The 13,876-nt window shown below is 71.3% G+C and carries 15 protein-coding genes and 1 pseudogene; 4 read left to right on the top strand and 12 right to left on the bottom strand.

Annotated elements, in window-relative coordinates; all coding sequences use genetic code 11:
- Positions 1 to 9: 9 nt before the first annotated feature.
- From ACZ6IM_RS12045 to ACZ6IM_RS12025, 5 genes and pseudogenes are all read right to left on the bottom strand, one after another.
- The gene (locus ACZ6IM_RS12045) at positions 10 to 648 is read right to left on the bottom strand and encodes a GNAT family N-acetyltransferase (RefSeq protein WP_052837815.1); all 639 of its coding nucleotides are present in this window, start codon (positions 646 to 648) and stop codon (positions 10 to 12) included.
- 170 nt (positions 649 to 818) lie between these two features.
- On the bottom strand, positions 819 to 1,646 hold the full coding sequence (locus ACZ6IM_RS12040; RefSeq protein WP_052837814.1) for a MetQ/NlpA family ABC transporter substrate-binding protein: 828 nt from the start codon (positions 1,644 to 1,646) through the stop codon (positions 819 to 821).
- Between the two features lie 65 nt (positions 1,647 to 1,711).
- The gene (locus ACZ6IM_RS12035) at positions 1,712 to 2,449 is read right to left on the bottom strand and encodes a methionine ABC transporter permease (RefSeq protein ID WP_052837813.1); all 738 of its coding nucleotides are present in this window, start codon (positions 2,447 to 2,449) and stop codon (positions 1,712 to 1,714) included.
- On the bottom strand, positions 2,446 to 3,510 hold the full coding sequence (locus ACZ6IM_RS12030; protein ID WP_052837812.1) for a methionine ABC transporter ATP-binding protein: 1,065 nt from the start codon (positions 3,508 to 3,510) through the stop codon (positions 2,446 to 2,448). Before ACZ6IM_RS12030 ends, ACZ6IM_RS12035 begins: the two co-directional genes overlap by 4 nt.
- A 426-nt stretch (positions 3,511 to 3,936) precedes the next feature.
- Positions 3,937 to 4,074, bottom strand: a pseudogene (locus ACZ6IM_RS12025) (HAD family hydrolase); the annotation flags it as partial.
- A 102-nt stretch (positions 4,075 to 4,176) separates the two neighbouring features.
- Here ACZ6IM_RS12025 and ACZ6IM_RS12020 point away from each other — a divergent pair.
- Positions 4,177 to 4,536 carry a hypothetical protein gene (locus tag ACZ6IM_RS12020; RefSeq protein WP_052837811.1) on the top strand — a complete coding sequence of 120 codons (360 nt, stop codon included), beginning with the start codon at positions 4,177 to 4,179 and terminating at the stop codon, positions 4,534 to 4,536.
- Between the two features lies 1 nt (position 4,537).
- The gene (locus tag ACZ6IM_RS12015; protein ID WP_469556198.1) at positions 4,538 to 4,966 is read left to right on the top strand and encodes a hypothetical protein; all 429 of its coding nucleotides are present in this window, start codon (positions 4,538 to 4,540) and stop codon (positions 4,964 to 4,966) included.
- Between the two features lie 24 nt (positions 4,967 to 4,990).
- Here ACZ6IM_RS12015 and ACZ6IM_RS12010 read toward each other — a convergent pair whose 3' ends face one another.
- From ACZ6IM_RS12010 to ACZ6IM_RS12000, 3 genes are all read right to left on the bottom strand, one after another.
- A complete protein-coding gene (locus tag ACZ6IM_RS12010) occupies positions 4,991 to 5,488 on the bottom strand; it encodes a GNAT family N-acetyltransferase (protein ID WP_052837809.1) in 498 nt (165 codons plus the stop codon).
- A 57-nt stretch (positions 5,489 to 5,545) separates the two neighbouring features.
- Positions 5,546 to 6,046, bottom strand: a complete 501-nt coding sequence (locus ACZ6IM_RS12005; RefSeq protein WP_052837808.1) for a sigma-70 RNA polymerase sigma factor region 4 domain-containing protein — start codon at positions 6,044 to 6,046, stop codon at positions 5,546 to 5,548.
- 74 nt (positions 6,047 to 6,120) lie between these two features.
- Positions 6,121 to 7,287, bottom strand: a complete 1,167-nt coding sequence (locus tag ACZ6IM_RS12000) for a glycerophosphodiester phosphodiesterase (protein ID WP_469556196.1) — start codon at positions 7,285 to 7,287, stop codon at positions 6,121 to 6,123.
- A 448-nt stretch (positions 7,288 to 7,735) separates the two neighbouring features.
- Between ACZ6IM_RS12000 and ACZ6IM_RS11995 the strand changes: the two genes are divergently transcribed.
- On the top strand, positions 7,736 to 8,407 hold the full coding sequence (locus tag ACZ6IM_RS11995) for a lysophospholipid acyltransferase family protein (RefSeq protein WP_052837806.1): 672 nt from the start codon (positions 7,736 to 7,738) through the stop codon (positions 8,405 to 8,407).
- A gap of 76 nt (positions 8,408 to 8,483) precedes the next feature.
- Here the strand turns inward: ACZ6IM_RS11995 and ACZ6IM_RS11990 are convergent, their stop codons facing one another.
- The 4 genes from ACZ6IM_RS11990 to argH all read right to left on the bottom strand — a co-directional run bounded on the left by ACZ6IM_RS11990 (position 8,484) and on the right by argH (position 13,169).
- Positions 8,484 to 10,016 (bottom strand): MFS transporter, encoded by a 1,533-nt coding sequence (locus ACZ6IM_RS11990; RefSeq protein WP_052837805.1) that lies wholly within the window; start codon positions 10,014 to 10,016, stop codon positions 8,484 to 8,486.
- Positions 10,013 to 10,564 carry a TetR/AcrR family transcriptional regulator gene (locus ACZ6IM_RS11985; RefSeq protein ID WP_469556193.1) on the bottom strand — a complete coding sequence of 184 codons (552 nt, stop codon included), beginning with the start codon at positions 10,562 to 10,564 and terminating at the stop codon, positions 10,013 to 10,015. The genes ACZ6IM_RS11990 and ACZ6IM_RS11985 overlap by 4 nt, the downstream gene beginning before the upstream one ends.
- 103 nt (positions 10,565 to 10,667) lie before the next feature.
- Positions 10,668 to 11,639 (bottom strand): aldo/keto reductase, encoded by a 972-nt coding sequence (locus tag ACZ6IM_RS11980; RefSeq protein WP_052837803.1) that lies wholly within the window; start codon positions 11,637 to 11,639, stop codon positions 10,668 to 10,670.
- A gap of 102 nt (positions 11,640 to 11,741) precedes the next feature.
- Positions 11,742 to 13,169, bottom strand: a complete 1,428-nt coding sequence (gene argH / locus ACZ6IM_RS11975; RefSeq protein WP_469556190.1) for an argininosuccinate lyase — start codon at positions 13,167 to 13,169, stop codon at positions 11,742 to 11,744.
- A 119-nt stretch (positions 13,170 to 13,288) separates the two neighbouring features.
- Here argH and ACZ6IM_RS11970 point away from each other — a divergent pair, with 119 nt between their 5' ends.
- On the top strand, positions 13,289 to 13,876 hold the full coding sequence (locus tag ACZ6IM_RS11970; protein ID WP_052837801.1) for a pyridoxamine 5'-phosphate oxidase family protein: 588 nt from the start codon (positions 13,289 to 13,291) through the stop codon (positions 13,874 to 13,876).

Raw genomic sequence — 13,876 nt, 5'->3', positions numbered from 1 at the left:
CCCCGTCTGTCAGTTCCAGTCCGTGAAGGTGGTGAAACCATCGGTGTCGGTCAGCTGCCCGGTGGTGCCCTCCAGGTCCTCCGGCAGCAGGCTCCACACGATGAAGTCGGTGCGTACGTCCGTCCAGACGCCGTCCTCGGTGCGTACGCGGGCTATACAGGCGCCGCGCAGGACACCCTCGCTGATGCAGCCGATCTTCTGGGCGACCTGCTGGGAGGCGGTGTTGTCGGCCGCGGTGCGCAGCTCGACGCGTTCGAACTTCTGGTCGCCGAAGAGCCACTGGGCGGTGGCGAGGGCCGCCTCGGACGCGTACCCCTCACCCCGGGCCCAGGGGGCGATTATGTACGAGAGTTCGGTGGCCCGTACGTGCCAGTTGGTCTTGGTCAGCTGGATGACACCGACCAGCCGCTGGGTGAGGAACTCGGTGACGGCGAGGTCGAGTCCCCGGCCGGCGGTGCGCTCGGCGGGGGCGTACTCGCCGATCCAGGTGGCGGCGTTGTCCTCGGTGAAGGGCTGGGGTACGTGGGTCCAGGCGGCGACCTGCTCGTCGTTCATCATCGCGGCCAGCGCGGGGACGTCGTCCTCGTCGAGGGGGCGCAGCACCAACCGCTCCGTGCTGATGGAGATGTTGGGGAAGGTGCTCGTCATGCGCCGCTCCGTAACCTGTGTGACCGTCAGGGCCTGCTCGAACTGCCCAGCATGCAGCATGAAAGCACTCAACCACACCACCGGGTCCGCCCCGTGAGCACGGAGCGGACCCGGTGGATGACGCGGGGATCGGCCCGGACGGCGGTCCGCAGGGAGGCTCGGCCGGAGGATCAGAAGGAGGGCAGGACGGCGCCCGCGTATTTGTCCTCGATGAACTTCTTCACCTCGGGCGAGTTGAGGAGCTTCGCGAGCTTCTTGACGCGCGGGTCGTCCTCGTGGCCCTCCTTGACGGCGAGGAGGTTGCTGTTCGGATTGCCCTTGGCGCTCTCCAGGACGAGGGCGTCCTGGGCGGGCTTCAGGTCGGCCTCGATGGCGTAGTTGCCGTTGACGACCGCCGCGTCCACGTCGTCCAGGGAGCGCGGGGTCTGGGCCGCCTCCAGCTCCTTGAACTCGAGCTTCTTCGGGTTCTCGGTGATGTCCGAGGGGGTCGCCGCGGTGCCGACGCCGTCCTTGAGGGTGATGATCCCGTTGGCGGCGAGCAGCTGAAGGGCGCGGCCCTCGTTGACGGTGTCGTTGGGGACGGCGACGGTCGCACCGCTCTTCAGGTCGTCGGCCTTCTTCACCTTGTGGGAGTAGAGGCCGAGGGGCTCCAGGTGCACGTCGACGACGGACACGATGTGGGTGCCGTTCTTCTTGTTGAAGTCGTCGAGGTAGGGCTGGGTCTGGAAGTAGTTCGCCCCCACGGAGCCGTCCTCCGTCGCCGTGTTCGGCGTGACGTAGTCGGTGAACTCCTTGACCTCGAGGTCGAGGCCCGCGTCCTTCGCCAGGTTGTCCTTGACGTAGTCGAGGATCTCGGCGTGCGGGGTGGGGCTCGCGGCGACGACCAGCGGACCGGAGGTGTCGGAGGCGGAGTCCTTGTCGGAGCCGCAGGCGGTCAGGCCGAGGGTGAGGGCTCCGACGGCGAGGACGGCGGTGGTGAACTTGGCGGTGTTACGCACGAAAAGTGCCTTTCCTGAGGTGGTGCGACCCCGTCCCGGTGGGGCGGGGAGTCTGGGGAGTGCGGTCAGGCGACCTTGCTCACGTCGGCCGCGGCGGGCTCCTTGGCCCTGAGCAGCCGGAGCCCGGGCGCCGCTCCGCCGCGTCCGCCGCGGCGGTGCAGGGTGCGGGCCGCGTAGTCGCCGGCGAACTGGATGAGGGAGATCGCGACGGCGAGCAGCGCGACGGTGATCCACATGAAGCCGGGCTCGAAGCGCTGGTAGCCGTAGCGGACGGCGAGGTCGCCGAGGCCGCCGCCGCCGACAGTGCCGGCCATGGCGGAGTAACCGATGAGGGCGATGATCGTGGTGGTGGTGGAGGCGATCAGGGAGGGGAGCGCCTCGGGGACCAGGACCTTGCGGACGATGGTCCAGGTGTTGCCGCCCATGGACTGGACGGCCTCGACGAGCCCTCCGTCGACCTCGCGCACGGCGGTCTCGACGAGCCGCGCGAAGAACGGGATGCCGCCGATGGCGAGCGGCACGATCGCGGCCTCGCTGCCGATGGTGGTGCCGGTGACCCAGCGGGTGAAGCTCATCAGCGCGACCATGAGGATGATGAAGGGCATCGAGCGGCCGATGTTCACGATCTGCCCGATGACCTTGTTGACCAGGACGTTCTGCAGCAGGCCGCCGCGGTCGGTGAGGACGAGGAGCACGCCGAGCGGAAGTCCGAGGACGACGGCGATCAGGGTGGACCAGCCGACCATGATCAGGGTCTCCCAGGAGGCCTGCTCCAGCAGGGGCTGCATCTGCGACCAGGTCACTTGGCACCTTCCTTCACCGGCGAGGCCGACGCGGTCGAGACGCCGGCCGGGTCCGGCGTCTCGTTCACCACGTCGATCTGCAGCCCCTGTTCGCGCAGGAAGCCGACAGGCACGACGTTGTCCTCGTAGCGGCCGGGCAGTTCGATGCGCATCCGGCCGACCTGGAGGCCGCCGACGGTGTCGATGGCGGCGCCGAGGATCGATATGTCGATGTTGTAGGTGCGGGAGAGCTGGGAGATGACGGGCTGGGTGGCGGCCTCGCCGTGGAAGGTGACGTCGAGGACGGTGCGGTCCTCCGCGGAGGCGTCGCCGCCGACCGGGAAGAGCGCGGCGGCCAGTTCGGAACCGGGGGTGGCGAGGAGTTCGCCGACCGTGCCGGACTCGACGATGCGGCCGCGGTCCATGAGTGCGGCCGAGTCGCAGATGCTCTTGACGACGTCCATCTCGTGGGTGATGAGCAGGACGGTCAGCCCGAGCTGCCGGTTGAGGTCGCGCAGCAGCTGGAGGATGGAGCGGGTGGTCTCCGGGTCGAGGGCGCTGGTGGCCTCGTCGGAGAGCAGGACCTTGGGGTCGCCGGCCAGGGCGCGGGCGATGCCGACACGCTGCTTCTGACCGCCGGAGAGCTGGGCGGGGTAGGCACCGGCCTTGTCGGCGAGGCCGACGAGGTCGAGCAGTTCCAGCGCCTTGCGGGAACGTTCCTTCCCCGACTTCCCGAGGATCTCCAGCGGCAGTTCGACGTTGTCCCGCACGGTCCGCGAGGAGAGCAGGTTGAAGTGCTGGAAGACCATGCCGATACGGCTGCGCGCCTGCCGCAGTTCCCGGCCCGCGCGGGGGCCGCGACCGGCCAGCGCGGTGAGGTCCCGGCCGTCGACGGTGACCGTGCCGGCGGTGGGGCGCTCCAGGAGGTTGACGCAGCGGATGAGCGAAGACTTGCCGGCGCCGGACTGGCCGATGACGCCGTACACCTCGCCCTCGCGGACGTGCAGGTCGACGCCGTCCAGGGCGGTGACCTCGCGGCCGCGTGAACGATAGACCTTGGTGAGGCCCGATGTGGTGATCACGTGGGTTTCCGTCACTGTCGAGTGCGCGGCGCGGTGGTGTGCGCCGGGCACGGGGCGTTGTTCTTCGGGTTCTTGGGGGCCTTCGGAACGCGGCACGGTTCTCGCGGTGGCGGTGCGCCATGGCGGTGGGACCGGGGAGAAACGTGTGCGCGGGGCGTGGCTCGGGCCGCGTGCGCGTCGGGCGCGGGCGGGCATGAGCGGGCGCTCGCTTCGGGGCGCGAGGCTCAGGTGGTGCGGGGGCCCTCTAGAAGGCGCACATTCGGCGGCACATACAACGAGCACCGGGCGTCGTCGTCGCCTCGGTCGCAGGGGTGCGGTCGCTCGTGGTGCTCATGCCGATCAGTAAAGCAGACGTATGCCCCTGGCCGGAGACCGCCGTCCGGATACTGGACAGCGGTGGACAGCAGGCGGTCCCAGGGATTCCGATCAGCCTCGGGCGGTGATCTCGATTCCGCCCTCGGTGACCAGTGCCGACAAGGCCGGGAGGCCGGTGACCACCAGGTCGGCGTCGAGTTCGCCGGCCCGGTGGGTTGTGGCCAACGCCACGGTCCCCGTGCCGGCGGCGACGAGGGCCGTGGTGAGGATGCCGACGGCGCAGAGCCGCGCCTCGGCCGGGCCCCGGGGCCGGGGACGGCGGGCCTTTTGGGCCGTAATAGGCTCGCTGCCATGCTTGACGTCCTGACGCTGGTGACCGGCGTCGCCGCACTGCTGCTGGCCGCCTGGTGCGGCTGGGCCGCCTACCGTGACCAGCCGACGAAGGACTGGCACTTCATCGGCATGGCCGTGGTCTCGGCGCTGGCGCTGATCCAGCTGGTGGTCGGCGTCGTGCAGCTGGCGCGGGGCGAGGATCCGGAGCAGGGCACGACGATCTTCGTCGCGTATCTGCTGGGCGCCTTCGCCTGTGTGCCGGCGGCGGGGTTCATGTCGCTGGCCGAGCGCACCCGCTGGGGTTCGGTGACGGTCGCGGCCGGCGGGGTCGTCCTCGCCGTCCTGGAGGTCCGGCTGTATGACATCTGGGGAGGCTGAGATGGTGGCCACGCAGGAGAACACGCAGGAGAAGCGGACCGGGCAGCGGCTGATCGGCGGGCCCGGCATCCTGCTGGTGTGGCTGTACGGCGTGATGGTCGTCGGCGCGGTGTCGCGGTCCGCGTACCAGATCGCCACCGAGTTCGACCGGGCCCCGCTCGCCTACGCGCTGTCGGCCCTGGCGGGTGTCGTCTACGGGTTCATCACCTACACCCTGGTGCGCGGCGGCGAGACGGCCCGCAAGGCGGCGCAGGTGTGCTGCGCCGCCGAACTGGTGGGGGTGCTGACGGTCGGCACCTGGACGCTGGTGGAGCCGTCGGCCTTCCCCGACGCGACCGTGTGGTCGGACTACGGGATGGGGTACCTCTTCATTCCCGTGCTGCTGCCGCTGTCTGCCCTGTACTGGCTGCGCCGGGCCCGCACCGCGTAGCGGTCGCCGGGACCCGGCGGCAGCTCAGGCCGTGGTCGCGTACGTCTCCGCCGGCTTCTCCAGGACGATCATGGGTACGCCGTCGGTGCCCTCGGCGGTCCCCACCGTCTCGTAGCCGACCCGGCGGTACAGCCGCAGGTTGCCTTCGCTGCGGTGCCCGGTGTGCAGCCGGAACCGCTTGGCGCCACGCTCCTCGACCAGGGCGGACTCGGCGGCCCGCAGCAGCCGGGCTCCGATGCCGTGCCCCTGGAGGCGGGGGTGGACGCAGAGCTTGCCGATGGCCGCCGCCCCGTCCTCGGTCACCCGCCCCCGCACCGAGCCGACGACCTCGTCGCCGAGCCGCGCCACGAAGACGCAGTCGGCGGCGACCTCCTCGCGCACGGAGTCCAGGGTCTGGACGAGCGGGTCGATGCGGTAGTTGGCGTACAGCGCCGCCTCGCTCTGGAAGCAGAGGTACTGCAGCCGGAAGATCTGCTCGGCATCCTGTTCGGTCGCCGCCGAGATGGTCACGCTCATGCCCATGTGCGCATGCCTCCCGCTCACCTGATCACCTGTGGTCCCCCACTCCTATCCCCGTCCTCAGCCGGCCGCAACCTCCGGCGTCAGCAATCGCCGCAGACATCCCAGACATCGGGAGCGTTCCGGGCCAAGACTGCCCTGTGAGATACCCAACTCCCCCGCGATTTCCCGGTATGTGAGGTCCCTGGGCGACAACAGGGCCTCCATCAGGCGGGGGCAGCGGCCCGGCAGCCGGCGCACGGCGTCGCGCAGCGCGCGGTGCCGGGCCGCGGCAAGCGCAAGCCGCTCGGGCTCGTGGGCGTCCACGGCGACACCGGCGGGTTCGGTCCCGTACGGCCGCTCGTTGCGGGCCGTGCGGCGGGTACGGCGGACCTCGGTGCGGACGGCGCCGCGCAGCCAGCGGTGCGGGTCGGGGGGCGGGCCGTCGGCCGCCAGGCGTTCCAGCAGGCGCAGCCAGACCGCCTGTTCCAGGTCGCCGGGCTCGGTTCCGGACGCATATGCCTCGGCCGAGGCCTCGGCGGTGAGCAGGGGGCGCAGAGAGGTGAGCAGGTCGTGCGTCATATGCACGTCGACGCGGCCGCCCGGGCGACGGGTTGCCCGGGCGGCCCAAGGTCACCCCAACCGGGTGTGTGCGCTCAGCCGTTGACGAAGTCCTCGCGGGCCAGCACACCCGTGTCCGGGTTGTCGGTGAAGATGCCGTCGATGCCGGTGGCGAAGTACGTCCGGAACGCGCCGAAGACGTCGCCGTAGGCGTCGGGGTCGCCGCCCTTGCGGAACTCCGCGGGAAGGAAGGGGTTCTCGTTGCGCATGGTGTACGGGTGCAGGATCAGGCCCGCTCGATGTGCGTCGCGGACGAGCGTCGTCGGCTCGGTGAGCCGCCCGGCGGAGTCCTTCGGGATGATCAGGTCAAGGGTCGGGCCGATGCCCTGCGCGTAGGAGGCGATCTCCTTCAGTCCCTTGGGCGTGACGAGGTCGGCCGTGGTGCGCGGGTCGCCGGTCTCGACGAAGTCCCAGGGGCGGGTGTTCGCGCCGGACAGCAGGACGGCGAGGGGGTTGCCGACGAGTTTGTTCATCCGCTGGATGCTGGTGGGCTCGAAGGACTGGATGATGACGGGCGAGTTCTTCCGGTCCTTGCCGTACTTGCGCAGCAGCCGTGCCAGGCGCTCCTCCGTGCCCAGGCCCAGTTTGCGGAAGTAGGTGGGGTGCTTGAGTTCGGGGTAGATCCAGACCTGCTTGCCGCGCTTGCGGGTCTGCTCGTTCTGCCAGCGGAGCACCTCCTCGAAGGTGGGGATCTCCCAGCGGCCGTCGTAGAGGGTGATGTGCGGGCGGTTGGCCGGGATGCGCTCGGTGGCGCGGAGCGTCTTGAGCTCGGCGAGCGTGAAGTCCTCGGTGAACCAGCCGGTCGTGGAGACCCCGTCGAGCAGTGTGGTGCGCTTGCGGTCGGCGAACTCCGGGTGGTCGGCGACGTCCGTGGTGCCGCCGATCTCCGGCTCGTGCCGGCAGACGAGGTGACCGTCCTTGGTGGGCACCAGGTCGCCCGCCTCGACGATGTCGGCGCCCAGGTCCAGGGCCAGCTCGTAGGAGCCGAAGGTGTGCTCGGGGCGGTAGCCGCTGGCACCGCGGTGACCGATGACGGTCGGTACGGGCAGGCTCTGCACACCGCCGCCGTGCCGGGCGTCGGCGGCTCTCGCCGTCCCGGGCAGGCCCAGTACGGCCCCGCCCGCGCCGAGCACCGCCGCCCCGAGGAGCGCCCGCCGTCCGGTGCCGCCGCCCGCCCGCTCGTCCGACTCCTGCGTTCCCATGGGGCCCTCCTGCCGTCGACCGTTCCGTGCGGGCCGATCGTAGGGGCGCGTACATGACGAGCGGGAGACCGCGGCCCGAACACGCGGGTGCGCGGGGATGTCGTGTGGGGCGCGGACGCTGACGTGCCGTCGGCTTGACGGCGGCGTGCCGGGGTAGGCGAAGGGCACGGGCTCCGTGACGGCACCCGGGCGGCGCGCCTCACCCGGTGCGCGGCCCGGATGTGCTTCGATCCGGGCCGTGGCCGCGCTGCGGACCCGGTCCTCGCGGACGCGACCTGCCTCACATCGCCGCGTGCGTGTTACCGCCGCGCAACGCCCACGCGCCGCAGGTGAACACGCGTCAACGGCGTGTAAGACCCGGGTGACCCGAGGTGCGTGACCCCCCGGGGCCCGAGTAATGTCCTCACCTGCACAGACTCATACCGCATCCCCGACACCGGAGGGCCCGTTGTCCCGCTTCGTGTTCATCAAGGCAGTGCTCGGCCCGATCATGCGCCTGATGTTCCGCACACGGGTGGAGGGTGTGGAGAACATCCCGGGCGAGGGTCCGGTGATCCTGGCCGGCAATCACCTCACCTTCATCGACTCGATGATCCTGCCGCTGGTCTGCGACCGGCAGGTCGTCTTCATCGGCAAGGACGAGTACGTCACCGGCAAGGGCCTCAAGGGCCGGCTGATGGCCTGGTTCTTCACCGGCGTCGGCATGATCCCGGTCGACCGCGACGGCGGCCGGGGCGGGGTCGCGGCGCTGATGACCGGGCGGCGGGTGCTGGACGAGGGCCGGATCTTCGGCATCTACCCGGAGGGCACCCGCTCCCCCGACGGCCGTCTCTACCGGGGCCGCACCGGTATCGCCCGGCTGACCCTGATGACCGGCGCCCCGGTGGTCCCGTTCGCCATGATCGGCACCGACAAGCTCCAGCCGGGCGGCGCAGGCCTGCCGCGGCCGGGCCGGGTCACGGTCCGCTTCGGCGAGGCGATGGAGTTCTCCCGCTACGAGGGCATGGACCGCGACCGCTACGTCCTGCGGGCCGTGACCGACTCCGTGATGACGGAGGTCATGCGGCTGTCCGGCCAGGAGTACGTGGACATGTACGCGAGCAAGGCGAAGGCGGCGTAGCGCCGCGGACCCGCGTACGCGATGCGGCGGACCGCCCGGTGGGCGGTCCGCCGCATCGCGTTTCCGTGTCGTGGCGCTACGGGTGTTCCACCCCGTCCTCCAGGCGCTGGCCCCGCAGCAGGTACCAGGACGCCGCGGCGGCGGCCAGGAGTACGGCGGCGCCGACGCCCGCCGCGAGGGCCAGGCCGTCGACGAAGGCCTGCCGGGCGGAGTCGAGCAGTGCCTGGCCGGCGGGCGCCGGGAGCCCGGCGGCGGCGTGCACCGCACCGCCCAGTGACTCGTGGGCCGCGGCCGGGGTGCCGGCGGGGCCGGTGAAGTCGCGGTAGACGCCGGTCACGATGGAGCCGAGCACGGCGATGCCGAGGGCGGCGCCGAGTTCGTACGCCGTCTCGGAGACCGCGGAGGCGGCGCCCGCCTGTTCCCCGGGCACGCTGGAGAGGATCACGTCGGCCGTGACGGTGAAGGCGAAGCCCGCGCCGAGGCCGACGACCAGCAGGGCCGCGCCGAGCAGCGGGTAGCGGGTGTGCTGGCCGATGACGGTCAGCGCGGCGAGCGCGAGTCCGACGGCGGCGAGTCCGCCGGAGACCACGGATCGGACCGAGAAACGCCGGGCCGCGCGCCCGGCGATCAGCCCGGCCACCACCGCGCCGACGGCGGCGGGCAGTTCGGCCAGGCCCGCCTCGAAGGGCCCCCTGCCCTGGACGAGTTGCAGGTACTGGGACAGGAAGAACACCAGTCCCGACAGGCCCAGGATGGTCAGCAGGTCGGCCAGGACCGCGCCGCTGAAGCCGCGGTTGCGGAACAGCCGCATGTCGAGCAGCGGGACCGGCATGGTCAGCTGGCGGCGGACGAAGCCGTAGAGCGCGGCGGCGCCCAGCAGGCCCGCGGCGAGCGTGGCCCAGGCGAACCCGTGGGCGGCCGCCTCCTTGACCGCGTACACGACGCCGACCATGCCGATGAGGGACAGGACGACGCTGGCCAGGTCCCAGGGGCCCGGGTTCGGGTTGCGGGACTCGGGCAGCAGTCTGACGCCGACGACGACCAGGACGGCCATCACGGGCAGGTTGATCAGGAAGACGGAGCCCCACCAGAAGTGCTCCAGCAGGAACCCGCCGACGACCGGACCCACCGCCGCGCCGGCGGAGGCCGCCGCGCCCCAGATGCCGACGGCGAGGCTGCGTTCGCGCGGGTCGTGGAAGAGGTTGCGGATCAGGGCGAGGGTGGCGGGCATCAGGGTGGCGCCCGCGACGCCGAGCAGGGCCCGGGCGAGGATCATCACCTCGGGCGTGTGCGCGTAGGCGTTGAGGACGGATATCGCGCCGAAGGCGGTGGCGCCGACGAGCAGGATCCGCTTGCGTCCGATGCGGTCGCCGAGGCTGCCCATGGAGACGAGCAGGCCGGCGATGACGAAGGAGTAGACGTCGCCGATCCAGAGCAGCTGGGTGCCGGAGGGCGCGAGGTCCTCGCTGATGTAGGGGGTCGCGAGACCGAGGACGGTCGCGTCGACGGCCACCAGCAGCACGGCCAGCACCAGGACGGACAGCGCCAGCCAGCGGCCGGGGCGCTTCACCGCCTCGGTCGGGTGGGCCGGCTGCAGGGTGCGGGTCATGGTTCCTCTCTCCGGAGTGCGCCGCCGAGCAGCAGCTCGACGATCATGTGGGTGAAGTCGTTGCGGGCCACGCGGCCCTCGGTCACCGCCCAGGCGCCGGAGGCCAGCAGGCCGTACAGCGCCTCGGTGAGCCAGGCGGGGGTGAGGTCGATGCGGAACTCGCCGCTCTCCTGGCCCCTGCGGAACAACTCGGTGAGCCCGGCGTCGATGCGGGTCCAGCCCTCGTTCTGCTCCTCGCCCTCGAACAACTGGTTCTCGGTGTAGAGGAAGGCGAGCAAACCGGCGGAGGGCTCCATCGCGCGGACCAGCCGGCGCACCGCGTCGGCCGCCGGGCCCTCGTCGGTGCGGGCCGCTCTCAGCGCGGCCTCGCACTCGGCGATGCCGAGCGACTCCAGCGCGCGGACGAGGGCGTCCCGCCCGGCGAAGTGCCGGTGCAGGGTGGCCCGGCTGAGGCCGGCGGCCCTGGCGACCTCATCCATGGTCGCGGTGGATTTCCGGGTCAGCAGGGCGGCGGCGCTGCGCAGTACCTGGTCTCGATCGACGGCCATGAGACAACGATAACCCATATGAGACATTGCCGTATCACCCCGGGCATGCGTGACTCACCTCTCGGGCGGTCACGGGTTCTGCGGTTTCGGCGGGGCTGCGGTCTCAGTGCCAGGGCAGCTGACCGCGGCGCGCCCAGTAGGCGTGCGGGTCCTCGGCCAGTACGCCGAGGCGTGCCACCTGGTCGTCGTCGAGGTCGACCACGGCGGCGTGCAGGTTGGAGCCGAGCTGGTTGACGGTCGCCGCGCCGGACAGCACCACACCGGCCCAGGGCTGCCGCAGGACCAGGGCGAGCGCGACCGCGTCGCAGCCCAGGGCGGTCTCCTCGGCGACGGCCTTCAGGACGTCGGGGGCGTGCGGCTCCGCGAGCCGGCCGTTGGCCATGCCCTCCTTGACGATCACGGTGAGCCCGGCCTCGTGCGCCTCGGCCAGCGCGGGTCCGGCGGAGGTCTCCAGCGCGTTGTACGTCGACTGGACGGTGCGGAAGAGGGGCTCGCCGTCGACGGTCACCGCGAGCGCGGCGCGGATGGTGTCGGCCTGGGCGGGGCCACTGGTGGAGAAGCCGACGGTGCTGCCCTGCGCGGCGGCCTCGGCCAGCCTGGCGTGCAGCTCCTTGTCGGTGAGGGCGGGGCTGTCCGGGGTGAGCGAGTGGATCTGGTACAGGTCGAGCCGGTCGCCGAGCAGGGCGTCGGTCTCGGCGCGCTGGCGGTCGTAGGTGGCGACGCCGTGGTCCTTGACCTCGTGCTTCTCGGCGTCGGTGGACCAGTCGGCCGTGTAGGTGTAGCCCCACTTGCTGCCGACGACCACGTCGTCGACGTCGGGGCGGTCGCGGAGCCAGCCGGCCAGGAACTCCTCGGAGCGGCCGTAGGAGCGGGCCGCGTCGAAGTAGCGCACGCCCTGCGCGTAGGCGGCGTCGAGGAGGTCGTGGGTGCGTTCGCGCAGCGCCTCGACGGTGCGGTCCTCTCCGAGGTCGCGGTCGCGGCCGAGGTTGATGTAGCCGGGGCGGCCGACGGCGGCGAGACCCAGCCCGATGTGACAGGTGGGGGTGGTCGCCGCGGCCAGACGGGCGAAGGGCATCGCGGGCTCCGTTCGGTCGACTGCTGAAGCGGTTGGGCTGCTGAGCTGTTGACCAACGTAACCGCGATGCCCTCCGGGCACACCGGCTGTTGCTTCCGGCCGCTACTTCTTGGCGTCCGCCCAGGCGTGCTGGGCGGCCACGTCCGCCTTCACCTCGGCGAGCTGGACGGCGACCGCGCTGGGCGCCGTACCCCCGCGGCCGCTGCGGGAGGCGAGGGCACCGGGGACGTCGAGGACGGTGCGGACCTCGGGGGTGAGGTGGGCGGAGATCTTGGCGAACTGCTCGTCGGTCAGCTCGTCCAGCTCCTTGCCGTCGGCCTCGGCGACCTTCACACACTCGCCGGCCACCTCGTGCGCGACCCGGAACGGCACGCCCTGCTTGACCAGCCACTCGGCGATGTCGGTGGCCAGCGAGAACCCGGCCGGGGCCAGCTCCTCCATCCGCTCGCGGTGCACGGTGAGCGTGGCCATCATCCCTGTGAAGGCGGGGAGCAGGACCTCCAGCTGGTCGATGGAGTCGAAGACCGGCTCCTTGTCCTCCTGGAGGTCGCGGTTGTACGCGAGCGGGAGGGCCTTGAGGGTGGCCATCAGACCGGTCAGGTTGCCGATCAGCCGCCCGGACTTGCCGCGGGCCAGCTCGGCGATGTCCGGGTTCTTCTTCTGCGGCATGATCGAGGAGCCGGTGGAGAAGGCGTCGTGCAGGGTCACGAAGGAGAACTCCTTCGTGTTCCAGATGATGATCTCCTCGGCGATCCGGGAGACGTTCACGCCGATCATCGCGGTGATGAAGGCGAACTCGGCGACGAAGTCCCGGGAAGCCGTGCCGTCGATGGAGTTGCCGGCGCTGCCGCGCTCGAAGCCGAGGTCGCGGGCGACGGCCTCCGGGTCAAGGCCGAGGCTGCTGCCCGCGAGCGCGCCCGAGCCGTACGGGGAGACGGCCGTGCGCTCGTCCCACTGGCGCAGCCGCTCCGCGTCCCGGCCCAGCGCCTGGGCGTGGGCGAGCACGTGGTGGGCGAAGAGCACCGGCTGGGCGTGCTGGAGGTGGGTGCGGCCGGGCATGGCCACGTGCGGGTGGGCCTCGGCGAGGCCGATCAGCACGTCCTGGAGGTCGGCGATCAGCGAGCCGACGGTCCGGGCGTGGTCGCGCAGGTACATCCGGAAGAGGGTCGCCACCTGGTCGTTGCGGGAGCGGCCGGCGCGCAGCTTGCCGCCGAGGTCGGGGCCGAGGCGCTCCAGCAGCCCGCGCTCCAGGGCGGTGTGGACGTCCTCGTCGGCGATGGTGCCGGTGAAGGAGCCGTCGGCGACGTCCGCCTCCAGCCGGTCGAGCCCGGCGATCATCCGGGTCAGCTCGTCCTCGGTGAGCAGCCCGGCCTGGTGCAGCACGCGCGCGTGGGCGCGCGAACCGGCGATGTCGTAGGGCGCGAGCCGCCAGTCGAAGTGGACGGACGCGGACAGCTTCGCCAGTGCCTCGGCGGGACCGTCGGCGAAACGGCCGCCCCAGAGCCGGACGTCACCGCTGTTGCTGCTCACTAGGGTCGCTCCTCACCGTACGATCACTGTCCTGCATGAGTATGCAGAACTCTGCATGTTTCGTCAATCTTGCAGGTTGGCGCCGCCCACGGCGCCCCGCACCCCCATAATCGTTAGACATGGGAAAGACTTATGAGCGCATAGACGGCAGACTCCGTACCTTCATCGAGGCCCAGCCCCTCTTCTTCACCGCCACCGCTCCGCTGGCCGGCGACGGCACGGTCAACCTGTCCCCCAAGGGCCTCACGGGCTGCTTCGCGGTGCTCGACGAACTGACCGTGGCCTACCTCGACTTCGCGGGCTCCAACGCGGAGACCATCGCCCACCTGCGGGAGAACGGGCGGATCACCCTGATGTGGTGCGCCTTCCAGGGCCCGCCGAACATCGTCCGGGTGCACGGCCGCGGCGAGCCGGTCTTCCGCGACGACCCCCGCTTCCCGGACCTGCTCACCCACTTCCCGGACATCGACACCACCGCGCACGGACTGCGCGCGGTCATCGTCGTGCACGCCGAACTCATCCGCGACACCTGCGGCTACGCCGTCCCCTTCATGGCCTACGAGAGCGACCGGGACCTGCACGGCAAGCGGTTCGCGCGGGAGGACGACGCCTCGCTCAGCGCGTACTTCACCAAGAAGGAGCACATCGCCTCCAGCATCGACGGCCTCCCCGGGCTGCCGTTGCCGCTGCCTCCCTCTACCGTCTGA

This window comes from Streptomyces sp. NPDC042336, assembly GCF_055581985.1.
The sequence above is the reverse complement of the archived record's forward strand: the minus strand, read 5'-3'. Positions and strand labels throughout refer to the sequence as shown.

Coding starts and splice junctions, on each gene's coding strand:
- ACZ6IM_RS12045 (WP_052837815.1), bottom strand. CDS start 648: ATGACGAGCACCTTCCCCAACATCTCCATCAGCACGGAGCGGTTGGTG.
- ACZ6IM_RS11970 (WP_052837801.1), top strand. CDS start 13,289: ATGGGAAAGACTTATGAGCGCATAGACGGCAGACTCCGTACCTTCATC.
- ACZ6IM_RS12010 (WP_052837809.1), bottom strand. CDS start 5,488: ATGGGCATGAGCGTGACCATCTCGGCGGCGACCGAACAGGATGCCGAG.
- ACZ6IM_RS11980 (WP_052837803.1), bottom strand. CDS start 11,639: ATGCCCTTCGCCCGTCTGGCCGCGGCGACCACCCCCACCTGTCACATC.
- ACZ6IM_RS11985 (WP_469556193.1), bottom strand. CDS start 10,564: ATGGCCGTCGATCGAGACCAGGTACTGCGCAGCGCCGCCGCCCTGCTG.
- ACZ6IM_RS11990 (WP_052837805.1), bottom strand. CDS start 10,016: ATGACCCGCACCCTGCAGCCGGCCCACCCGACCGAGGCGGTGAAGCGC.
- ACZ6IM_RS12020 (WP_052837811.1), top strand. CDS start 4,177: ATGCTTGACGTCCTGACGCTGGTGACCGGCGTCGCCGCACTGCTGCTG.
- ACZ6IM_RS12015 (WP_469556198.1), top strand. CDS start 4,538: ATGGTGGCCACGCAGGAGAACACGCAGGAGAAGCGGACCGGGCAGCGG.
- ACZ6IM_RS12000 (WP_469556196.1), bottom strand. CDS start 7,287: ATGGGAACGCAGGAGTCGGACGAGCGGGCGGGCGGCGGCACCGGACGG.
- ACZ6IM_RS12005 (WP_052837808.1), bottom strand. CDS start 6,046: ATGACGCACGACCTGCTCACCTCTCTGCGCCCCCTGCTCACCGCCGAG.